Annotated in this window: 20 protein-coding genes; 12 read left to right on the top strand and 8 right to left on the bottom strand. The window is 55.2% G+C overall.

The annotated features are described in order from the left end of the window. The first annotated feature begins 6 nt into the window (after nucleotides 1–6). The 5 genes from Poly41_RS01200 to Poly41_RS01220 all read left to right on the top strand — a co-directional run bounded on the left by Poly41_RS01200 (nucleotide 7) and on the right by Poly41_RS01220 (nucleotide 7,737). Entirely contained in the window at nucleotides 7–984 is a 978-nt protein-coding gene (locus Poly41_RS01200; protein WP_146524101.1) for an ABC transporter permease, read from the top strand. A 1,443-nt stretch (nucleotides 985–2,427) separates the two neighbouring features. Then, nucleotides 2,428–4,437: a proprotein convertase P-domain-containing protein gene (locus Poly41_RS01205; protein ID WP_231615315.1), complete on the top strand. Its 2,010-nt coding sequence runs from the start codon at nucleotides 2,428–2,430 to the stop codon at nucleotides 4,435–4,437. A gap of 281 nt (nucleotides 4,438–4,718) precedes the next feature. Next, entirely contained in the window at nucleotides 4,719–6,071 is a 1,353-nt protein-coding gene (locus tag Poly41_RS01210) for a Gfo/Idh/MocA family protein (RefSeq protein ID WP_146524102.1), read from the top strand. 226 nt (nucleotides 6,072–6,297) lie between these two features. Beyond that, nucleotides 6,298–7,230: a universal stress protein gene (locus tag Poly41_RS01215; protein ID WP_146524103.1), complete on the top strand. Its 933-nt coding sequence runs from the start codon at nucleotides 6,298–6,300 to the stop codon at nucleotides 7,228–7,230. Nucleotides 7,231–7,503: 273 nt separating this feature from the next. Beyond that, on the top strand, nucleotides 7,504–7,737 hold the full coding sequence (locus tag Poly41_RS01220) for a hypothetical protein (protein ID WP_146524104.1): 234 nt from the start codon (nucleotides 7,504–7,506) through the stop codon (nucleotides 7,735–7,737). Between the two features lie 49 nt (nucleotides 7,738–7,786). Here Poly41_RS01220 and Poly41_RS01225 read toward each other — a convergent pair whose 3' ends face one another. Beyond that, nucleotides 7,787–8,920: a cellulase family glycosylhydrolase gene (locus Poly41_RS01225; protein WP_146524105.1), complete on the bottom strand. Its 1,134-nt coding sequence runs from the start codon at nucleotides 8,918–8,920 to the stop codon at nucleotides 7,787–7,789. 582 nt (nucleotides 8,921–9,502) lie between these two features. Here Poly41_RS01225 and Poly41_RS01230 point away from each other — a divergent pair. Continuing rightward, entirely contained in the window at nucleotides 9,503–10,273 is a 771-nt protein-coding gene (locus Poly41_RS01230; RefSeq protein ID WP_197230984.1) for a LamG domain-containing protein, read from the top strand. A 12-nt stretch (nucleotides 10,274–10,285) separates the two neighbouring features. Here Poly41_RS01230 and Poly41_RS01235 read toward each other — a convergent pair whose 3' ends face one another. From Poly41_RS01235 to Poly41_RS01255, 5 genes are all read right to left on the bottom strand, one after another. After that, the gene (locus Poly41_RS01235) at nucleotides 10,286–11,641 is read right to left on the bottom strand and encodes a hypothetical protein (RefSeq protein WP_231615316.1); all 1,356 of its coding nucleotides are present in this window, start codon (nucleotides 11,639–11,641) and stop codon (nucleotides 10,286–10,288) included. A 190-nt stretch (nucleotides 11,642–11,831) separates the two neighbouring features. Beyond that, the gene (locus Poly41_RS01240) at nucleotides 11,832–13,334 is read right to left on the bottom strand and encodes a multiheme c-type cytochrome (protein WP_146524107.1); all 1,503 of its coding nucleotides are present in this window, start codon (nucleotides 13,332–13,334) and stop codon (nucleotides 11,832–11,834) included. A gap of 18 nt (nucleotides 13,335–13,352) precedes the next feature. After that, nucleotides 13,353–14,594 (bottom strand): sulfate reduction electron transfer complex DsrMKJOP subunit DsrP, encoded by a 1,242-nt coding sequence (gene dsrP, locus Poly41_RS01245; RefSeq protein ID WP_146524108.1) that lies wholly within the window; start codon nucleotides 14,592–14,594, stop codon nucleotides 13,353–13,355. After that, the gene (locus Poly41_RS01250) at nucleotides 14,591–15,622 is read right to left on the bottom strand and encodes a 4Fe-4S dicluster domain-containing protein (protein WP_146524109.1); all 1,032 of its coding nucleotides are present in this window, start codon (nucleotides 15,620–15,622) and stop codon (nucleotides 14,591–14,593) included. The genes dsrP and Poly41_RS01250 overlap by 4 nt, the downstream gene beginning before the upstream one ends. 3 nt (nucleotides 15,623–15,625) lie before the next feature. Further along, the gene (locus Poly41_RS01255; RefSeq protein WP_146524110.1) at nucleotides 15,626–16,432 is read right to left on the bottom strand and encodes a hypothetical protein; all 807 of its coding nucleotides are present in this window, start codon (nucleotides 16,430–16,432) and stop codon (nucleotides 15,626–15,628) included. 95 nt (nucleotides 16,433–16,527) lie between these two features. Between Poly41_RS01255 and Poly41_RS01260 the strand changes: the two genes are divergently transcribed. Continuing rightward, on the top strand, nucleotides 16,528–17,046 hold the full coding sequence (locus Poly41_RS01260) for a c-type heme family protein (RefSeq protein WP_197230985.1): 519 nt from the start codon (nucleotides 16,528–16,530) through the stop codon (nucleotides 17,044–17,046). Nucleotides 17,047–17,085: 39 nt separating this feature from the next. Here the strand turns inward: Poly41_RS01260 and Poly41_RS01265 are convergent, their stop codons facing one another. After that, nucleotides 17,086–18,474, bottom strand: a complete 1,389-nt coding sequence (locus Poly41_RS01265) for a Gfo/Idh/MocA family protein (protein WP_146524112.1) — start codon at nucleotides 18,472–18,474, stop codon at nucleotides 17,086–17,088. A 228-nt stretch (nucleotides 18,475–18,702) separates the two neighbouring features. Continuing rightward, entirely contained in the window at nucleotides 18,703–19,239 is a 537-nt protein-coding gene (locus Poly41_RS01270) for a hypothetical protein (RefSeq protein ID WP_146524113.1), read from the bottom strand. On the opposite strand from Poly41_RS01270, the gene Poly41_RS01275 reads away from it, so the two are divergent. From Poly41_RS01275 to Poly41_RS01295, 5 genes are all read left to right on the top strand, one after another. Next, entirely contained in the window at nucleotides 19,238–19,504 is a 267-nt protein-coding gene (locus Poly41_RS01275) for a hypothetical protein (RefSeq protein WP_146524114.1), read from the top strand. The genes Poly41_RS01270 and Poly41_RS01275 overlap by 2 nt on opposite strands. Further along, a complete protein-coding gene (gene rpmB, locus Poly41_RS01280) occupies nucleotides 19,488–19,757 on the top strand; it encodes a 50S ribosomal protein L28 (RefSeq protein ID WP_146524115.1) in 270 nt (89 codons plus the stop codon). Before Poly41_RS01275 ends, rpmB begins: the two co-directional genes overlap by 17 nt. Nucleotides 19,758–19,769: 12 nt before the next feature. Then, nucleotides 19,770–20,075 carry an Asp-tRNA(Asn)/Glu-tRNA(Gln) amidotransferase subunit GatC gene (gene gatC / locus Poly41_RS01285; protein WP_146524116.1) on the top strand — a complete coding sequence of 102 codons (306 nt, stop codon included), beginning with the start codon at nucleotides 19,770–19,772 and terminating at the stop codon, nucleotides 20,073–20,075. A 76-nt stretch (nucleotides 20,076–20,151) separates the two neighbouring features. Further along, entirely contained in the window at nucleotides 20,152–21,744 is a 1,593-nt protein-coding gene (locus Poly41_RS01290) for a Na+/H+ antiporter NhaC family protein (RefSeq protein ID WP_146524117.1), read from the top strand. Between the two features lie 161 nt (nucleotides 21,745–21,905). Continuing rightward, the gene (locus tag Poly41_RS01295; RefSeq protein ID WP_146524118.1) at nucleotides 21,906–22,862 is read left to right on the top strand and encodes a hypothetical protein; all 957 of its coding nucleotides are present in this window, start codon (nucleotides 21,906–21,908) and stop codon (nucleotides 22,860–22,862) included. The last annotated feature ends 21 nt before the right edge of the window (nucleotides 22,863–22,883 follow it).

Here is a 22,883-nt window from a genome sequence, read left to right on the forward strand (position 1 = left end):
TCGAACATGCGTGACAAAACACAACTCTGGCAAGATGCACGCCGCTTTCAGTCACTGCTCGTCCTGGTCCTGATGATCGTGGCGATGAGCCTGCTGTCGGATCGCTTTCTGACTCAGACAAACGGCCTAAACATCATGCGGCAGATCTCCGTCAACGTCTGCCTTTCGATTGGCATGACCATGGTGATCTTGTCCGGCGGCATCGACCTGTCAGTGGGATCAGTGCTTGCGTTTTCCGGCGCGATCACTGCGGGGCTGATCAAATCGGCGATGCCGCTGCCCTGGCTGGGAGTGGAACTGCAATTCACAACATGGGGAGCGATCGTCGCCGGATTGACCGTGGGTTTGTGTCTGGGCTGGTTCAACGGACAGTTGATCACTCGGCTGAAGATCCCCCCCTTCGTCGCGACGCTTGGCATGCTTAGCATTGCCCGCGGCATGACGATGCTCTGGACCAGAGGCTTTCCGATTACCGGCCTGGGCGACGGATTCGCGACCCTCGGAACACGATCGGTGCTGGGCGTCCCGACGCCCGTATGGATTGCGGGAAGCCTTGTCGGTGTCTTTGTCTTGTTCACGAAGAAGACGCGTTTAGGTCGCTACATTTATGCTGTCGGCGGGAATGAACAGACCGCCAGATTGTCCGGGCTGAGCGTGAATCGCATCAAAGTCGTCGTTTACACACTCGCCGGCGCATTGTCGGCAGTTGCCGGACTGATCATGACCTCGCGACTGGACTCGGCTCAGCCCAACGCGGGAACCGGATACGAATTGGACAGCATCGCCGCCGTCGTCATTGGAGGGACGTCGCTTTCAGGCGGCCGCGGAACCATCCTCGGTACCGTCATCGGTTGCCTGATCATCGGAGTCTTAAACAGCGGACTGGTCCTGTTAAACGTTTCGCCCTTTTGGCAACAAGTCGTCAAAGGCAGTGTGATCCTGGTTGCAGTGGCCATCGATAGAATGCGCGAGTCCAACGACTGAATCCCTCCGTGCACAGACACGAGGCTAGATTTCCCACTCATGTTTCTGTTGGACCTTGTCAACGAAAGGCTGCCCTTCTACAGAACGGGGCGTGCGTTATCCGAAGGAGGCGCATACCAGATGACGTGAAATGGACTAGCTCTGCCGGCCTGAACGAGATCGTGTTCGGAATCTGAAAAGTGGGAGTTTTTGAAAGTCCGGGCAAGCCAGAACATGCAGGCGGCCGACTTCTGTTTCTTGAAGTCTCCTGCGTCCGCGTAACTGAAAAGAAGGCCCGTCGGAGACGAAAAATAGATGGGGACGTATCCGGTTTGGGACAGCCCCGGCACTTTTGAAAGACCGAAGTCAGATCCAAGCGAGGTCCCCATGCGAAGAGAAACTCAGAAACAAAGGATATTTGCATTTTATCCAACTAGGGCCACAACCTGTTGGCAGATAACGAGATGGTTTGTTTGCAGCTCGACTAGCCCACGCCAAAAAATTTCTAACCGTGTCTTGTCGCCCCGACTTGAAACCAAAACAGCTCGTCGCATCGATTTGCGGCGAGCTGTTTTTCGTTTGCTGTGAACGAGATATGCAAACCACGAAGTTCAGGTTAGTCAGAAACAAGCGAAAAACTCGCCACCAATTTCCCGGGTTGTTCAGCAGAGACCACCAAGCTTCGTGACGCGATTCAATTGCAATTAGCAAAAACGGGATCGGATCGCGTGCTTCGATAGCCCAGCGGACTGGCCAAGCTGGAGCTGTACGCCAATGCCCATGCCAATCCTCACGCTTACCATGCTGGGCGCGTCCAAGGTCCTGGGACCTCCGTGAACGCAACCGTCAGCGGTGAGTAGGCCTCCCTTAATCAAGATGCCGTGGCCTCCGCTAACTTGCGTCGGTTGGACCAGCCGACGCGAGTTTATTGCTCCGTTTCGGCGCGCCGGTCTGTTTCACCGATGCGATTTCCGTGATTCGGCAGCGCGCTCCGCTGGCCGACTCTGATCTTTGACAATTTAGTTGTTGCCATGTTGGAGCCGCTGGGGTTGGCGGTCCCGACGGTTTGACGCCTCTGCAACAAACAAACTAGAACGGATTCCCTACACGGGGCAGTGCTGGTGAAGGCACGGCGGCTCCTTGACGAAAGATCACTCGATGAACTTGCTGCCAATTCGACGGTGGTAGGGGGTCAGCCGTGGCATGCCTCCCCTATTTTCGCCACTGCAACTGGCTTCGGTCGTGCGGCGAGTATACAATCGGGAAAGCGTGAATCGCCTCGGCTCCGCAGCTCGGTTCCGCAACAACCTCCACATTAGAACGCAACATGCGACATGAACTTGGTGTCGAGATAGACCGGCCGAGTTCACGTTCAAGGATCTTCACGGGCGGATACGGGTGACCCAAACGGCCAACGTAACCGGCAAGGGCATCTTCAGGTCATTCCTGTTCCTTTTTGGGTGGATGATGAACAAGTCAAGCTGCGAAGCAGGCCAAAAGGAACTCAACCGTTTGAAGCGATTCTATAAATCGATGTTTCCTGACCGCCACCCCGTTAGCCGAGACACCCACGACCGGCTGAAGCTTCGGCGAAGCCAAGTGACCAGGAAGGTTGCCTTGTCCCTTCTTGCTGGGATCTGGCTTTGCCCGACTCCGCTTGTTCAAGCACAATCGGGTTTGCGTGATTCACTTGAGCGCTTGGACAGAAACCAAAACGGAAAAATTGAACCAGCGGAGATCACGCCGCTGGCACGCCCCTATTTGGAACGGATCACTAAGGCGAGGCGAATGTCGCTTGACCGCCCCAACGAGATCGAAAGCCTGCAAGAGGCGGCACGTATCTACTACGCTTTGCAAAACGGTGTTGCGGGCGCACGTGTGATCCCCTCAGACGACAGCACCGTGCGACCGTTCGGCACCGATTCGGATCAACCGATGGTCCCTGAGTTCGGGTTGGCCGAGATCCGGTATCCTTACACTCAGGATGATATTGACGAGGCCAATCGAACGCTGCGCCGATACGATCGAAATGGTGACGACTACATCGATCGCGAGGAAGCGCGCCGGGGCGAGTGGACGCACCGCGATCCCTTTGAGGAAGACTACGATCATGACAATCGACTGAGCCGTTTGGAGCTCGGCCAACGCTATGCACGGCGGCGATTGTTATCAAGTGACTCGGACGAATTGGTCCAGCGTTCAAGAAGAATCGGTAATGGCATCCCCCCGTCGAAACCAGACCCGCTGGAACGACAAGACGCATCTCAGTGGTGGAAAAAAGGTGGAAACGACTTCTGGTTGACCGCCGCTCTCCTCGGCCGTTTTGATTCGAATAAGAATGGGAAACTGGAGTCACAGGAAGCCACATCGCTAGGCATGCCGACCTCTCAGATCGATATCGACCGCGACGGCGATTTGACTCGCGAAGAATTGCATGCGTTTGTGTCCGTGATGCAAGAGGAAGCGGGCGAGGGATCGGAGGGAATCCCTGGTTGGTTCTATGAGCTCGACAAGAATCGAGATCAACAGGTGTCGATGATGGAGTTTTCAACGGAGTGGAGCGATGAAAAGATCCTGGAGTTCCAGCAAATCGACACCAATGGCGATGGGCTGCTGACGACAGCCGAAGTGGTCCAAGCAAAATCAATCGCCGGTGGAACCTACGAGAACCACACAGCCGAAGTCTTGCCGCCTCGAAGAACGATCATTTCAGAGATCGCCGTGAGCGAAGATTATTTGATTGGCGATTTGAATCTGCGGCTGTCCATCACCCATTCCAATGTATCCTTCTTGGATGCCTATCTGACCGGACCGGATGGCCAGTGGATCGAACTATTTACCGAAGTGGGGGGTGGTGATGACAACTTTGAGGAGACGATTTTCGATGACCAATCCCAGTTCCCCATTATCAAGGCCAGACCGCCTTACAAGGGAACCTTCTTGCCCGAGGGAGTCGTTAAACGACAACCCGGCCTGAGTTATTACACGGGCAAGAGCATTCAGGGTGTCTGGCAGTTGGTCATCCGTGGCACGCGAAGTGAACGGTTTGGCATGTTGCATTCGTGGAGTCTGATTGTCAAACCGCAAGCAGACATGATTGACGGGGTCGCCTTAGCCCCTCTAAACGACGGACCTCAACCCACTACCGGGAGAGCTCCGCAAACAGATGGCGTTCGCGAAACGGTCCAAAAAGAGACGACGAAGGCAACGGAACCGCGGCCGCGGCCGACGAGTGAAAAACCCAAACTCGACTATCAAGCGATTGGACAAAAAATGGAAGCCGCTGTGGCGGCTGGCCAGATGACCCCCGAACAAGTTCGTCAAGCCTGGATCGCGATTAAAGGACGTGCTGGAGAAAAGGAAAAAGGAGAAAAAGAAAAAGGCGTGAAGAAAAAAGAGGACGCGAAGAAAGAGTACGGTCTGAAGAAGGAAGGTGGCAATCGTAAATCGGCGAACTCCGAAAAGGCTCGCTGACAGTGGGGTTGTCGCCAAGCTCCCTCACTTTGAGTGGTCCACACCGAAGCGAACGATCACTGCTGCCAAGGCGTTTCCAAACCAAGAGGGAAAGCCTTGCTGGTTTGCTTGCCCACGCTTGAAGAAAGTGGAGCTCGGTGCCTCGGGCCGGCCCGGGGAGCGAAAGAATTTTGCGTTCAGGTCATCAGAATGGTATCGTACCTGTTCCAAGCAAAACGAATCCGTTCTCTGCCGGGACGCAACCTGCTTCCTACCGACACCTCCCCAAGTGGAACCTCCCCATGTCCCAATCGAAATCGACCTCTCGTCGCACCTTCCTCACTCAGACCGCAGCTGCAACGACTTGCATCGCTGCAGCGTCATCTCGCCGTCTTTTTGCGGCGGCGAATGATCGTCTCAACGTCGCCTTTATCGGTGTCGGTGGCCGTGGTGGCGTGAACTTAAAAACCATCGCGGGCGATGCTTCGGTCAACGTGGTCGCACTCTGTGATGTCAATCGCAAAAACCTGGAAAAGGCAGCACAAAATCATCCGAAAGCTCGAACGTATGAGGACTTTCGACTGCTCTACGATGACACGAACGACTATGACGCAGTGGTCGTCTCAACCAGCGAACACACCCATGCCTATGCAACCATGCCGGCGCTGAAGCTTGGCAAACACGTCTATTGTGAAAAACCACTTACGCACAACGTCTACGAAGCAAGAGCGATCACCAAGGCCGCGGCTGACGCGGGGGTCGTCACTCAAATGGGAACCCAAATCCATGCGGGATCGAACTATCACCGCGTCGTGGAGTTGGTTCAGTCGGGTGCCATCGGTAAGGTCCGTGAAGTGCATACTTGGGTCGGACGCGCATGGGGGCTACAGAGCCCAGCCGACGCGAAAGCCAATGGGGATACCGTGTCGGTTCAGCAGCGACCGACCGAGGCGATGACGCCTCCGGATTTTTTGAATTGGGACCTGTGGCTCGGCCCCGCTCAATATCGCCCATTTCATGAAGTCTATTTCCCGGGACCCAAGTGGTATCGATGGTGGGATTTCGGCAACGGAACGATGAGCGATTTAGGGAGTCACTGGAACGACTTGGCCTATTGGGCAATGAAATTTGACGCTCCGAAAACGATCGAAGCGTTTGGCGACGATCCGCACCCCGAGATCGCCCCCGCATCAATGTCGGCAGTTTATCACTACGACGCTCGTGGCAACTTGCCCGCAGCGAAACACTTTTGGTACCAGGGAACTCATAAGCCCGAAATCTGGAAATCAAAGGGGATCCCACAATGGAACAGTGGCACCTTATTCGTGGGGGACAAGGGAATGTTGTTGTCGGATTATGGCAAGCATCTTTTGCTTCCCGAGGATGAGTTCAAGGACTTTGAACCGCCCACGCCATTCGTCCCTGATTCGCCGGGGCATCACCAACAGTGGATTGATGCTTGTCGCGGTGAAGGTCAGACAGGAAGTCCCTTCAGCTACGCGGGGCCATTAACCGAAGCGAATCATCTCGGCAACGTTGCTTTCCGCGTCGGCCGTGCGATCGACTGGGACGCCGCGTCCATGAAGGTGCCCCATGCCGATGCCGATCGTTTTCTAAGGCGAATCGACCCTCGCGATGGATGGTCGCTCTCGTAGCGAAAGGGGCCGATCCCATCGTCCTGCGCTTCCGCGAGGGATGCCCACGCGGGGTCATCGACACGTTTTGCAGGGAACGATTTCTTTCCTTCCGATCGAAGGAGCCCTATAATTTGATGTAGGCCGTTGTGCGAAGTGGTGTCAGCTGCGTTGGAAGGGCCCCGTCGCTGCGAAGCTTCGTTTCATCCAAGCAGTTCCGAGGGTTTCTACGAAAGGACATTCAACGATGAAGCGATTCCAGAAGATCCTGGTTGCCACCGACACTCGGTTCGACAACCAAGCGATGGTCGACGAGGCGGTACAGCTCGCTCGAGGCAATGGGGCATCGCTAAAAATCGTCGACGTCATGCCCGAACTTCCTTGGACCGTTCGGCTCACCATGAAAGATCACGAACATGTGAGTGAGTTGATGCGGGACGAGAAGCAGCAGATGTTGGAAGCGTTGGCGGTTCCTATCCGCGAAAAGGGAGTGGACGTTGAGGTCAAGGTGCTGCAGGGAAAAACATCGGTAGAAATCATTCGCGAGGTGCTACGGGGGCAGCATGATTTGGTCATTCGCTCGGTCAAAGGTGTTCAGAGCCGCCGGGCAGGGTTCTTCGGCACGACAGGGTTGCGATTGCTTCGGAAGTGTCCGTGTCCCGTTTGGCTAGTCAAGCCGGGGATTACAAAGTTCCATCACATCTTGGGCTGTGTTGACACCTCCAGTGCGGACCCGATTGACGCAGAATTGAATGGCGATGTATTTGACCTAGCTAGATCCATTAGCCAGTATCATTCTGGAACCTTTACGATCATTCACGCTTGGACCGTCTGGAATGCACAGTTTCTCAAGCGTCGCATGGATCCGACTGAATTTGAGAACATGGTGAATGGCCATCGGAATCAAGTCACCGGTCAGCTGGAAAAATTCTTGGCAGGTCACAACACTCCTGTTGGCGCCGACGATGTGCAACTGATTCAAGGCGAGGCTCCCGACGTGATCCCGGAATTTGCTCGTAAGAACCATGTCGATCTGATCGTCATGGGAACGGTCGCTCGATCGGGAGTCTCTGGCATGGTCATGGGCAATACAGCAGAGCAGATCCTCGGCCGCATTGAGTGTTCGGTACTCGCGTTAAAACCGTCAACGTTCGGGTGCCCCATTGTGCTAGACGACTAAGGGCTCTTGGCCCCAGGTAAGCTATCATCCTTTCGAATCGACCGACTCGCCTAGCGGGAAAAATCCCTACTCGCCACTTACGGTGAACTTGGCTGCCGCTATTGAGCTCGAGGGGAGTTTGATGCCTAGATTCGATTGACGAATCGCTTTGCAAGAGAACAATTCCCACTTCTAGTTCCCGGTAAGTCCCTGCAGCGGCCAGCGAGAAATCTCGAGGTCGATGCTGTTTGTCCGAGATTTTCTTCGAAACCTAGCGAGCCAAGGAAGCAAAACATGAATGACACACAGTCCACTCTCAGCCAAGAAGAAATCGCCCAAATTGAAGAGCACAAGTACTTCCTGAGCGAGAAAGCCGGCTACGACGTCGGTTGGGAACACGCCGAACAGGAATGGCGAGAAAACTTCTGCAAGCCGTCAAGCGAAGCAACGGATCCCATTGAAAACGCGACTCAGACAAAGGGTCTGGGGAGATTCTTCAAACGATTACTCTCGAGGGAAGCCGTTTGATAGGGGTGGTAACGCGTCCATGAGCAACAGGCACCAACACAGAGAACCATTAGGGGATCTGTGATTCTCTCGATTGTGAATGCTGCTCGAAGCAATCGAGCCACGATGCGGTGAGGGCATGCGCAATGTTTTTCGGATCTGTGTTGCGAAGCTGCTCCGCGGTTTGTCCCCAATAGAAGCTGATCCAGCCGTCAGTAAAGGCTGATGACTTTTCGATGAACTCGACAAGTTCGTCCTGGCTGCACTTCAGCGGAAACATCTCTTCGACGACCAACGGCTTGCCTTGTTCATAGACCCGCAGCGCTTCGATTGCCTTCGACACTTCACCTTTCTCGGGATAGAAATGGACGGCAATGAAGTCGAGCGGCTTGCCAACTTGCGCTGAATGAAAAAGTGGCTTGCCAGCTCCAAAGACATGAACCCAAGGAATGACCCCGACGGTCACAAGGTGTTCCGTGTCCTGATCACGAATCGCCTCGGTCATTTGACGGACCCAGGACTCTGCGATCTCCTCTCGCGTTCGATCGCCCACGTCCAAAGCGATACGTTGCACGAAGAATTTTCCGCCAAGTTCCCCCAACAACCAATCGGTTTCCGGTGACTCGCCCGGCAAGACCGGTTCATTCATCAGGTCATAGCAAAAGACCGCCGGACTCGGCTGACAGGCCTTGGCAACCGCGCGCCAAAATACCGCTTGCGACTTCCACCGATCGGGTTCACTCAGGGCGTCGTACCAGGCGGGAATGTGTTGTTTGTGGTAGCAAGCGAGCCCTGTGATATCAAGGTAAAGCCCGCTTTGTTCAGCAAGTCGAAGCAGTTTTTTCAATTGATCGATCGCTTGCGGATTCGGCTGGTCTGGCTTGTCCATGAAGACGCCGAATTGAAGATGGATCCGAACGCAGTTCGCGCCGAGCGATCGGATTTCGGAAAAATCTTCGACGACGGTCGACCACTCAACATCCCAATATTCCTCCAACAATCTTCCGTCGGCATCATGATCGTAGTTGACCCCCCAAACCACAAACCGTTCATCTGCTGCACCGCGAACAAAGTACGTTCGATCCTCACTGACACGAATTCGCTCCAACGGCTGGTCCGCCGATGCAACACGAATCACTGCAATCACCGTGGTGAGACAACAAACCAAGACAGGTAGCAAATGGAATCGCACGTGAAAATTCATGATCGCGAGCCCCGACAATGCGAGTAGGTGACGATGCCATTTCAAGCTGCCGCGAGCGAGTGAAATCGATCACTTGAACCCTGGCAGCTTGCACACGGTACCGAGCCGCCGGCGAAACGGTACCGGCGACGATGGGTTCTGCTCTTTGCGCCGTCATTCGTTGTTGAAATGCTGCGATCATATCCCGCAACAAGTGTGTGTCCTGCATGCGACAACCCAAAGTGCAAGTGACCAATATAGAGACGAATCGACCGGCGGAATGCCCTAGACGTTTTCGATTGGAGCCCAAATGACCATCTAGCTCGGTTGCATCGATTTCGTTCGAGTTTTTCCGATTGCTTGCTGCTCTAGCAACGCATGTACACTCGATCCACCTTCTTACAGGAAAGCCTTTTGCCCCATGATCTAGCCGTTCGAGAAAGCGGTATCGACCAGCAATGGCCGCTGTGGCTCCCACGCTGCAACATCAAAAAAAAAATCGCTCTCGCAAAGCCCCCCCCCTTCTGGGCCGGCTCATCGTCTATATTGGGTGGTAAGACAACGTTGAGGAAAGAAAAACACCTACACCAGGAGCCCCCCGCAATGACAAAACCCAATTTCTCCGCGCTAGCAACGTCGCTATTGTTTCTTATTCCGTTGGCACCCTGTCAAGCATCTTTGATTGCACATTGGACCGGCGACAACACCGCGAATGATAGCTCTGGAAACCTGCACCATGGAACGCTATCCGGTGATACCAACTACGTAACAGGTGTCGTCGGCCAAGCCTTTTCCTTCGACGGCAATGGTGACTATGTCAGTGTCAATCCGTCCGCTTCGCTCGAACCGAGCACGATCTCCGTAACCGCGTGGCTGAAGATTCCGGATCAATCCCGCTTGCGCATGGTAGCGGATAGCAGTCATGGTTCGGGGAAGGGCTGGGCACTGCAGATTCGCGACACCGGAAGCGTCTCCTTTGCCTATGGCAATGGAAGCGCGTTTCCAGAAGTCATCTCCGTCGATACGGTTGACGATGATGCGTTTCATCATGTTGCCGCGGTCAAAGACGCGACGACGATGACGATCTATATCGATGGCATGTTTGATCACAGCATTTCCTACGTCGGAACGGCGGCCGCGTCGGGGCTTCCCGTTCGGATCGGATCTTGGCTTGGTGGAGGCCGAGACTTACAAGGTCTCGTTGACGACGTTCGGATCTACGACAACGCCTTATCGGCGAGTGAGGTAAGCAGCTTGGCCTCTGCCGTCCCGGAACCGTGCAGTCTTCTCTTTTTTGCATTCGCGAGCGTAGGAATAGCCATCCGTCAAAGGCGGCAACAGCAGGTAGGGAACGATCGCATTCGTCATTCGTGATCGCAGACGGTCCTAAGATTGCCAACCCAATGGCAGATCGGTTTTTGTCGCTTGCAAGATCGTGCGGATCGCCTTGCGAGTGTCGGAATCCAGGTGTGAATATTCATCGGATGGATTCTGGCCGTTGAGAACCGCCCCAAGCTGGTGATAGACCTGGCTTTTTAGGGGTGCAACCAACGAATCAAATGCGGACGAATAGATCAGGTAGCTGCACGGGTACTCCAACAGACGCGTTTTCAGGTTTAAGTCACGAAGTGACCGACCGGAATCATCCGTTGGACCACGACGAACAAATGCTTCGGAAAAACCGGACGTTCCCTTCACGTTCGATGTGAGCAGGGTCTCGCCAACAAACAACATGCCGTCAACGACCTCCTTGGCCGCTTGCGAAATCACGAGATCCAATTCTTGCGTGGCATCGGCAGGAACAGGTGTTGCTGTGTCAGGATTCCCTAAACCGTAAGCCATTTCATGATCGTACTGGGCACGCCGCACCCGGAAGTTCGCTCGTGACATCGTGTTGTGCATTTGGGTTTGATGTTCCAGAACCATCAGCGCCACAATGTCGCTGTAGGGCGTCAGCCAATCGTCGGTTTGAAACCGTCCCTTTAAGTCCAGTAAATTTTCATCCCCGCGATTCGTCAATTCGCCGCTTTGCACGATCGCGTTGCCCATGTGCTTCATTTCGCCAGCCTCACCGCTGACATACCAACCGCCCCATCGCTCTGCGAACGGGCTGGAATGGTCGGTGACAAACGATGCTTCCTGTGCGTCGATACTGCCATCGTATTTCGGCATCACGCTGCGAACGGTATGCCCCGGAACGCCTTGCGTGAGCGTCGTTGCGTGACAGGACAAACATTCATAGTTGGCACGAAGAATGTAAGCCTTTCGCGGCGTCATGTTGACTCGATAGAACGCAGCACCGAGTTGGGGATCGGTCGTCGACATTTCAATCAGCGAACTGCCTCGAACCCAAGCGACATAGGTATCGTCATTGAAGTAAATCGCTCGAGGACTTCTTGGCGAAATGTGTCGAATCTGCAAACTGGTCTTTGAAAAGACCAACACCTGACTGGCGGGGGAGATATCGAGCGCTGCGAGCAGCGAACGCAAGTATTCCGTACCGCTCTCATATTCGAGTTCGACCGATTTCGCCTTCAGCTTTTCGGCAAGATCGCTGATTGCATTGTCGCCATCGGTCTCGCTGTAGAGAATAGGAGGCTCTTCGATATTGAATTGAGCGACGCAAGGAGAGCAACCGACGAAGACCCAGACAAGAACCACGCAGCCGAACGGATTCGCAGCGCGGTACTTCGTTTCATTTCTTCGTCCACCCATCGGCGGACGTCCCATCAGCAGTTTCATGGTTCTCTTTCACAATCGTCATGGTTTCAGGACGATTGTAATCGATCGTCTTTGGCGAAGTACACCTTAGGTCGCTTGTTCAAGCTGGTTGAGACCCTGCCGACGGACTTGGGCCCAATCGGACCTGCTCGGACCTGCTCGGTCAATCGACGAGTTATCGCGAGCGTGCTCCGCAAGCTCCGTGCCACGGCTATTCGTAGCGTTGCTTGAACTCATCCTGTCGCCGTTTGCGTTCTTCCAGTTCTTCGGGCGATAATTTGTTGATGTACCAGCGATGGTTGTCATCGTTGAGCACTTCCTCAAGCTTCGCAGCCAAAGTCTCCGCCGCCGCCACTTTTTCGGGATCATCCGATTCTTTTCCCTTCTCGATGAGTTCTTCGAGTTCAGGAATCATCTTGCTGTAGAAGTGTTTTGCCACTTCATACGTTCCGTGCCAATGCGTGTAGTCCGGCCCCATCATTGCAGCACCATGTCTCGCGCGACGACCTTCATGGTGCCATATTTCAAACCAAGTCCAGTCCAAATCGTTCGAGAATCCAGCAGGTCGCATCAGCGGTTTTGCAAGATTGTAGAGTTCCACACCTGGCTCGGCGAACTTATCGTGATAAAGATCGATCAGGCTGTCGTATTGGACATAGAAGTTGTCGACCCACTGTTGTTCGTGGCAATTCAAACAGACGTTCTGCATGTTCCCCCGACGAGTTTCCCAATTGATATTGGCTCCGGGGAGCCCCATCTTCTTATCGCTGACTTCCGGGCGGACCGAGATCGCGGGACGATTGTTCCAGCTGATTCGCATACCGACATCGTGCGTTACCGCCATGCCTTCCACGGCCGCCTTGTTCTTCGTTGCCGGACGATCCGGCGTGGCACTCATGTGGCAGGTCGCACACGTTGGTGCTTGATGATAATCCTCACCGACCACCCATTTGGACGAATCCATATTCATCTTATCTTTGAACGCTCGGTAAGCGATGCCATGTTTGGACTCGTAAAAAATCTCGATTTGCGGATGATCGGGACCCATGTGACATTTTCCACAATTGTCTGGATTCCGAGCCTGTTCCGCCGAGAAGGAATGGCGACTATGACACGCCGAGCAGGAACCTTCGGAGCCATCGGGATTGATTCGTCCGATCCCCGTATTGGGCCAAGTCGCCGGATCCAGTTTACCACCCGGCAATACTTTGACTTCCGTACCGTGACAGGTCCAACAACCGTTAACCGCCGCAGCACTGATGCCATTCTGGAAGGACGGCGTCACCATCCCGCGATTACCCTCGACCACTTCAGCCAAGGTATTGTCCAGCGATCCCATGATTCGGCCGGCCTTGGAGTGGTGAGAATCCGCAAACTCACCGCCTTCCTTCGTATGGCAACGCGAGCAATCTTTGGGTGACACGATCGTGGCGATCCATTGGCCTTCGTGGTTGAACGCATCCACTTCACCTTCTTCGGCTGCATGACATTCGTAACACCCAACGTTGGCTCGAAAATGTTTGCTGTTCCCCCACTGTTGATAGATCCCGTGATCCGTGTCTTTGTGACACTTGAGGCAGTCCTTAGTGATCGAAGACATTTCCGGCAAACCCCACGCCTGGGAGTAGGCCAACGACGAAAAGCCAAATCCAAATAGCAAGAAAGTGAAAACAGCGTTCCATCGAGTCGCCCGAATCGTAAATCGCTGGTTCATAGTTGCATCACTCCCTCACTAGGTCGTCCCCGAAGATGGGGTGTTTTCAGTAGGTTGGCCAAAACGCTTTTGATAAGTCACTTCGCCCGCCAGCACTGGGACACTGACACGAACAAAGATGGTGTAGATCAATAGTCCAAACGCCCAAATCCCTAAGCAAATCAGGATCTCGTGTGTCGTCGGAACGTATTCGACAATTTCGCCCAGTGGAGTGGGCACGAAGGCGGGAACGATCAGTCCCATTCCTTTTTCGATCCAAATGCCAACGATCGCCAACACGCAGGCAACATTCAGCCAACGCATTCCGCGGGACGCAGGCAGCATCACCAAAATCGTCGCCAACACATTCATGCCGACCGCGGACCAAATCCAAGGCACAAGGGCATCGCGACCGTGCAGCCCAAAGTACAAGTAGCGGGCCGAGGCGACGTGCGCGGAATCGGTATAGAACTCGGTAAACACCTCGCACACTAACAAGAACAGGTTGATAATCAACGCGACTTGAATGATCCGCCGCAGCGTCAACAATGCGTCATTCGCGACTTGATGCCGGGAAAACCGGCGAACGATTTGCAGCGTCAAGATGATAAACGCAGGCCCCGCGGCAAAGGCACTCGCTAAGAACCGTGGTGCGATGATGGCTGAATTCCAAAACGGCCGGCCACCGAGCCCGACGTACAGAAACGCCGTAACCGTATGGATGCTGATCGCCCACACAATCGCAATAAACACAAACGGGATGTAGAAGATCGGCGAGGGTTTTCGGCCACAGTAGGCACAATAAATCAAGTATCCGCAGATGTGCAAGTTCAACAGTAAATAGCCGTTCAACGCGATCACATCCCACGTCAACATCGAAAGCGGGAAATTGAAACGCCAAAGCAAGTGCATGAAGCGATCTGGGCGTCCCAAGTCAACCGTGACGAACAGCAAGCACATGATGATCACCGAAACCGCCAGTAATTCACCAAAGATCACCACATCGTGTAGATGCAGGTTGCGATAAACGTAAACGGGGATAACCAACATCGCAGCCGCAGCGGCCAAGCCCACCAAATAGGTGAAGTTGGCGATGTAGAGCCCCCAAGACACTTGGTCGGTCATCCCCGTCGTGACCAAACCGTTGACGAGTTGGTAACAATAGGCATTCAAACCCACGAGTGCAAAGACGGTAAGAATCGTCATCCAAAGGTGGTAACGCCAGTCGCCAACAAAGCTGAGACGGAAACAATCCCAGAGGAACGTGAGGTATTTCTTCATACGTCACTTGCCTCCGGTTCTGCGCCCACGGACGGGTCATCGATGGAATCGTGATAGCGACTGCCGCGTTCATCGAAGTAGTAGAAGAATCGTGGGATCGTGCCCACATCCTCTTTCAAGACATAGACACGTTTGTGCTTCAGGATGTAAGCCACTTCGCTGTTGGGATCCAACACGTTACCAAACTTCCGCGATCCCGTCGGGCAGACTTCCAAACAGGCGGGCAGCTTTCCGACGCGAGTGCGCTGCAGACAAAACGTACACTTTTCCATCACGCCTTTGTCGCGAGGTCGGTTCGACAGATAGGCCATCTGCGGATTGATCTCGTCATCCGGAATGCGTGGCTCCGCAAAATTGAATCGCCTGGCCCAGTAAGGACATGCCGCTTCGCAATATCGGCAACCGATGCACCAATCGTAGTCGATCACCGTGATCCCATCGGCTTCTTGCCAGGTTGCTTCGACCGGACAAACCTTCACACATGGCGGATCGGCACATTGGTGGCATTGCACTGGCAGGTACCACTTGTCCGGATTTGGAACGGTCTCGGGGTCGTAGTGATGATTCGCTGTCTCGACGTTGATACTGCCTTTTTCCATCTCCAGCACACGAATGTACTGAATCTCAGGTGCACGCGATTGATTGTTTTCATTGACACACGCGTGGACACATTTTCGGCAACCGATGCAACGGCTGATGTTCAGGCCATAGACAAATTCGACGCCGTCAAGAGGCGGTGGATCTACGATCTCCGCTGCGACATGACGCCGGCGCTGAACCTCATCCGCAATCCGTTGCAAGACCTCTTTTTTGTCTTCGTCTGTCATCTCCTTGTAGTGTTTCTGCAGAAATTCTGCGGGCGTCGGCAGGTCCTCGGGATCGAGATCCTTAAGAGGAGAGATTGCTGCGGCAAAGGCAGCCGCACCTGCAAATGCAGCAGCACCGAGCGTCAAGAATCCGCGACGAGTGGAATCGTTCGCGTCCGTCTCGGTCTTAGCAGAGGTGCTTGCAGAGTCCGGAGTTGCCATCGCTTAGTGTCCTCCCTCGCTCTCGCCGTTCCCGGCCCGATCATCGTTTGATTGCTGAGAGATCATGAGCGGGTTGTGGCTATGATCGTCCGATGCAACGTCCTGTGGGCCCATTCGCAACGTGCTCGGCCCCGGTGCGGGCTGCATCCTTTGGAAGGGCGGATGATGCGGGTCATGGCATTCGATACACTTACGCCGTGTCTGCTCGCCTTGCTCGGCATCCCAGTAACCATTGCTACGACCGTGTGAACCGTGCTGCCAATCCCGGTAGACTGGACCGTGACATTTTGCACACACGAGTTGAGGTTGGTCCCAGGGGATTTCATCACCCAGATCGTCAATGAACGCATCACGGTTTTTGGGGTGGTGACAGTTGAAGCAACGCGTGTTGATCCCATGTTGCAACTTGATGTCCGTGTGCTGCGTTAGCGTCCTTAAGGTTTCAGGTGGTGAGGGCAGAACCTTGTGACATTCGCTGCACTTGAACGTGTAGACCCTTGTCTTGAACAGCGGGGCCATGGCGGGAGAGCGCACCGGGGTCGTATCGGTGACCCAATCCGCAACGGCTGCTGGCTCACCGACCGGACTGCGGAACGCAAGCGGTCCCAAGACAAGAAAGGCAGCGGTGGCCAGTAGAACGCCAGCGACCCACAAAGGTTGTGGTTTTTGCCCCCCGCTCTCTCCGCCGCCTGACATAAGAGCTTTCTTTCCTGATGAAAGAATGACGGCACAATCGTGCGGAGAACTGACTCCGAATCCAGAATCACGATCGACCATCTGCTTCTGTTCTTCATCTGCGGCATTTGTCAAAGCTGAACCGAGCGTGCCGATCGTGGGCTGTGAATAAGATGCCAGCCGATCGTAGCCTACGAAAAGTATCGAATCCCGTTTTGAGAGTGCGACCGATGTGTGATTCCCGAAGGACCGTCGTCGGTCTTTTCCTTGCATTTGCCGTTCTCGCAGCCAAGGCGGACCAGCCAAACTCGATACCACATCCGTCCCTCGCAGCAACGCCATCCGAAGCCAAAGTCAGGGCGCGGCTGCTGTTCGAGACGATCAATGGATCACTGCAAGTCATGCATCGCGACTTCTTTGATGATGAGGACACCTTTGCCATCCCATCGCGATCCCTTGAAGACGTCTTTAGCGAGCTGAAGAAAAGTCATCACGTCGAGATCAGGTGGATGACCGTGAACGCGGATGTGTTGAACGTCGATCATGACGCGAAATCCGAATTCGAGAAAGCAGCCGTCAAGGCGTTGTCAAAAGGCGAACCTGCATTCGAGAAAACCGGCGATGGGATCTATCAATACGCGGGAGCCATTCCCTTGCGGTCGGAATGCTTGAAGTGCCACCTACGACGTCGTACCCGTAACGAGCCGCGCACCTCCGCGTTGACGATCACGATTCCAATCAACGAGTGAGGATCCCGCCGCCCTGGAGCTTGGTTTGACCTGAACTCTCTACATTTCAACCTCAAATCCCTTACGTTGCTCGCGGCGGACGAACGCCTGCGCCTGCGGGTCTTCCAAGATCCGCTCCGTGACGGGATCCCAGTCGATCTTTCGCCCCAGCCTCGCCGCGATTCCCGCCAAGTGGCAGGTCGTCAGCGCCCGGTGATGGCTGTGGACATCGGAGATTGGATCCGTGCGGTCTTGGCAACTGACGATGAAGTTGCGGAAGTGATCGGTCAACTCGCGATCCTTGTAGACCTTCTGGAGCGCACCGGCGGGCAGTGGATCCGACTCGAGATCTTCGACCGGTTTACCCGTCAATCGCCCCCGGTTTACGAACAGACGTCCCTTGGTGCCTTCGAACAAAATTCCATTGTCACGATCATGACGCAGTTCGATCTCTTTGCCATCCACAAACTTCGCTCGAATCAAAAACGCGGTCGCCGTGTTGTACATCGAATCATCCAGCGGATGACCGTCCTTGAAGACGACAGGATGCTCGGCCAAGATTGGGTCAACCGACGTCGGCCCCGTTTCGGTTTTCCCCATCGCCCATGTGGCGATGTCACAATGATGTGCCCCCCAGTCGGTCAATTTCCCACCCGAGTATTCGTACCACCAGCGAAACTCATAGTGACATCGAGACCAACTTTTCGTTTCACCGTTGGCTCCCGCTAAATATCGGTAGGCCACAGCAGGGACGGGGCCCTGCCATCGATTCCAATCCAATGTTTTGGGGGGAGCCACGGCCGGCAGCGGTGGACTGGTTGGGCCGCCACCGATTCCGCATGTGGCCTTGCGAACCTCGCCCAATCGTCCCTCTCGAATGAGTGCCGCGGCACGAATGAAGTTGAGATTGCTGCGCTGCTGCGTCCCGACCTGACAAACTTGCCTTGTCTGCTTGCAAACCTCAGACATCAGCTTGCCTTCTTCGATGGTCAGCGTCATCGGCTTTTCGCAGTAGACATCTTTTCCAGCAAGCATCGCCTCGATTGCGATCTTCGCATGCCAATGATCCGGCGTCGAAACGTGCACAATGTCGATATTCGCATCATCAAGGATTGCTCGGTAGTCGGCGACGACCTGGGGGGCAACACCCGTCCATTCTTTGACAATGCCGTTGGCCAGATTTGCCCGATCGGAGTCGGCATCACAGACCACGGTATAGTCACCCAGCCGTCGCATTTCCGGTGCAGATCCATACGGACTGTCAATACCGGTCGCCCTTTGACACCAGCGGCTTCCCGTGCCGACCGCAGCGATGCGAGGCCGCTCGTTTGCACTGCCAAATCCACTGGCACGATTCGTGCGGCTTGCAATGACCGAAGCTCCAGCCCATGCAAGGGTGCTCTTCAAGACCTCGCGACGAGAGAGGAGGGTCGAGGTTGGCTTTCCCATAAATCCTATTCCTTAGCTTGGTCGAGTTTTCGGAGATGGCAATGTAGGGTTGTTGAGGGGTCAGGAGTCAATTGCCGGAACGGGGCTTTTTGGACAAACGCTACGTTCATTCCTCTCTGGGCGCTGCCGAAGCCCAGCGGATGAACCGCCATTTGGAATTGACGGTTTATTCGATGATTCCGTGCGAGACAACCAAAGCAGGTGTCCGGTGCCATCCAGCAGGAGAGCTTAAAATCCAAGGGCCGTGTTCAAGAGCCCGCCGACTTTCGTCCCTAACGCTCGCTCGATGAACACGCGGTCACCGGGACGAAGTGCATAATCGGATTCCGGCCGAACAATACGACCACCTTCTGCCATTTCAACTTCCATCCGGACCCCACCGATCGACTGGGGCGATGATCGGTACAGCGTAACATCGACGCCGCCAATCTTATTCAAGACTCCGGTCTGCGTCAGCAGCGTGCTGACAAAAACCGACTTGCCCTCGGGCGGCAACGGAAGCACTTTGCAGGCGTCCTCGTTTCCACCGACCTGAAACACGATCGCGTTCTCCGCTTGAGCTTGTCGGACCTTTTGGTAGATCGTCTCGGTCATCGTTTCGTCAAACCCGTTGAATTCGCCCCCGGCGCCGCTGGAAACGTACTTGGTCCCATCGGGCGACAAATTAAACCCAGGCAGGTTCAACGTGGTGCACCCAGCAAACGAGATCACCCACAACGATAGCATCAGGCCAAACTGGGGCTTTTGGATCAAGGGATGGACCATGAGAGGACTTTCGGATTGGGGAGCTGTTAAAGTTTGCCGGTTACGGGAGATATTCGGAGAATCGGCTTTTGACTCCAAAAAACATCAGCAAAAAACCAAAAAGTCGCATAATTCGTTGAAGAACCCTCCCTCCGCTGCCGTTTTCCTGCTTCACGCGAAGCCGCTCGATCGCTATATTGCCCCTCCTTCCCTCAAATCAGAATTAGCCAATAACAGCATAGACCACCCCCGGGTGGCGGAGAAAATCGATGGCACGGCAATGTGAAGCGTGCGGTAAAGGCGTCCAAATGGGCAACCGCATCGAGACCAGAGGTAAAGCGAAGTATCTGGGTGGTGTTGGTACCAAAATCACGGGCTGCACCCGCAGAAAGTTCGTTCCGAATCTGCAAAAAGTCCATGTGACCATGCCCAACGGCCGCAACAAGACCATGCGGGTCTGTGTGCAGTGCATTCGCAGTGGTGCGGTCCGCAAAACGGTCCATACCAAGCCTTTCGACGTCAGTGGCGCCAAGAAGTAGCGACGGCGAGCGATGGCATTATCCACCGATGACGTGCGGCGATTGGCTCGATTGGCTCGATTGGAGCTAAGCGACGAGGAAATTGATGCGATTGGCCCCCAGATCACCAAGATTTTGGGGTTCGTCGAACAGTTGTCGGAATTGGATACCGACGATGTCGAGCCGATGACCACCGCGTTGGATGTCGATAATCGTTGGCGACCGGATCAACCGTTGGCGGGGCTGACCAACGACGAAGCGCTTCAAAACGCCCCTGCCCGCGACGAGGACTGCTTTCTTGTTCCCCCGGTTCTTGGAACCGCCGCCACAAAACACTGAACGGCAGCGACGCGCGCCCGTCGATTGGCGGTGATTGCTCTTCCCGCCCTCCATCGTCCTCACATGCGACGTTCCCGTGCAGCACGGTTTCGAAAGCTTACTGCCCCCGTTGGTCGCGATTGCATTGGCCATCCTGACTCGCCGAGTCCTGTTGCCACTTGCCGCAGGCGCCTTCATCGGCGCAGCGATTTTAACCTCCGCCGACGCGGATGCGAATTGGTTGGATTGCGGGTACCTGTTTGCAGCATCCCTCTGGAAGTCCGTTTGGGATTTCGACCATTTGCAAACACTGGCCTTCACGCTGCTGCTTGGGGCCATGGTGGGGGTGATGGAATTCGGAGGCGGCATCCGGGCGCTGATCCTCATGCTGTCGCGGCGAATTCAATCGCGCTGCGGTGCCCAAGTGATGATCGCGCTGAGTGGGCTGGCCATCTTCTTTGACGACTACGCCAACACGCTGCTGATTGGCGGCACGATGCGATCGACCGTCGACCGTTATGGGATCTCTCGGGCCAAGTTGGCGTACTTGGTCGATTCCACCGCCGCCCCCGTTGCCGGTTTGTCGGTCGTCAGCACCTGGACAGCGATCGAAATCAGCTACATGGCCGACGGGCTGCAGGCTGCTGGAATCACCGATCCATCGGCCGCATTCGCTCTCTTCTTAGAATCCATCCCGTACCGATTCTATCCGGTGCTTGCGATTGTGATGGTGCTGTTGGTGTCCGCAACCGGACGTGATTTCGGCCCGATGCGAGCGATTGAACAGCGCCGTTTTGATGAAGGAAACCGCTTACTGACGGATGCGGCTGCGTCCTCTTCCAATGGGGCCTCACCGCGATTGTGGCTCGCGGCTGTCCTTCCGATCTTGTCCTGTCTGACGGCGATCCTGACGGTTTTGATCCTCACCGGACGCCAATCGGCAACGATCACGGAATCGATGACCGGAATCAGAGCGGCGGTGGAAATCCTCGGTAACGGCAACTCCTACCTTGCATTGATCAGCGGCGGCGCGGTCGGTTTGGCTCTCGCTTTGTGCTCCCATCTGGCACTTGCGGACTGTGGACCACGACGGTTGTTCGAAGGGGTCTACCGAGGTGCGATGCAAATGATGCCGGCGATGTTGATTCTTTGGTTGGCTTGGGCACTTAGCGCCATGACACAACAAGACGCGCTCGACACGGGGGGCTATTTGGCCAGCATCTTGTCCGAGCGTCTTGATCCTCGCCTGCTTCCCAGTGCGGTTTTCTTGATCTCCGGTTTTGTCGCATTCTCAACCGGGACCAGCTGGGGCACGATGGCGATCTTGACTCCGTTGTCGATCACGCTGTCGCTGTCGCTGGACCCCACCAGCGACCCAAGCGGCGCCATTTGCCTGGCAACAGCTGGCTCGGTTTTAGCCGGTGCGATTCTTGGTGATCACTGTTCGCCGATTTCTGACACGACGGTACTGTCGAGCCGAAGTAGCGGATGCGATCACTTGCAACACGTTCAGACACAGATGCCCTACGCGATCGTGGTCGCGATCGTTGCGGTGCTGTGTGGTTGCATGCCCGCCGCGATCGGCGTGTCCCCTTGGTTGTTGCTGACAGCAGGCAGCATCGTGCTAGCAATCATTGTTCGGGTCTGGGGGCAAACACCCGAATTGAAGAAATTACCGCCTGAGTTGTAAGAATCGGTTCCGTCTTCTTGGGTGCAGCCCCACAATCGACGCGATTGCTCCATTTACCCCGCTTTGGCATCGATCTTGCATTGTAGTGCGGGGAAACGTTAACAGGCATGATGGATGCCGCACGCATGTGTTTGATAGGATGCCCAACCAATAGGAAGCCGATGAGACTTGAACGGATTGTGCGACACATTTTGATGTCGCTTGCCAGCTTCATTTTTGTAGTGAGCGCCACAGTCGATGCGTTTTCCCAACCGACTGCACCCGGGGCATCGTTTGAGACCCCCCAGACAGAAATGAAGCCAATTGGATCCCCCAGCTCCGTGGACCGCTACCGTGATCCTTCGTCGAGGACCACTGCGGCGCGACCGGCAAGTTATCAAGAAACGGGTTACCAACCGGACCGATCAGCCGTTCGTCAAACGGTGATGCTGCAGCAAATGGACGGCCCCCCCGTGACCGCGCCGGCGTTGCCGCCCCGTTCCGCCGGGCAGATGCCGCCGAGCGGATTCGCTCCGCCGCCGAGCGGCTATTCCGTCGCACCGCCAAGCCAGTCGGCTCCGCCTCAGCTGCCACCTTCCAATGGCCCGTCCATGAACGCCAGTCCGGCGACGTCACCCCCGATGTATGCGGGGCCTCCGATGTACGCAAACCCGACGAATGCCGCCCCAATGGATCCTCGCGGCTCAGCCTCCTTGCCGCCCCAGTCCACTTCCCTGACTCCGGTGCCATCGATCATGGCACCTTCAGCGAGTGACTACGTGCCACTGAATCCACCGCAACTGCAATCGGAATATGCGACGATGAACAACTGCGGTTGCATTTCCGCACCGAGCAGCTATTCGGTCCAAGATTGTGGACTTGGATGCGGTACGCCCGTCAGTTACACGGTGGCCCCCTACCCGACGGCGACCCCAGCAGCAGCCCCCATGACCACCGCCGTTGCGACTCCACCCACGATGCCAGCGGCGACCGCAGCTTCCGCTGCTCCCGTTGGATCACTTTTTACCTTGGGGCAAGAAGCCAACCCGGTACAGGTTGGCCAAGGTTTATGGGGCCAACCCGTCGCCTACGTCCCAGGCCAGGGCGTTCGCAATTGGATGCGATACTTCTTTCCGTAGTCGCAGGCGTTCGATCCGTTG

This window comes from Novipirellula artificiosorum (assembly GCF_007860135.1).
Taxonomy (GTDB): Bacteria; Planctomycetota; Planctomycetia; order Pirellulales; family Pirellulaceae; genus Novipirellula_A; species Novipirellula_A artificiosorum.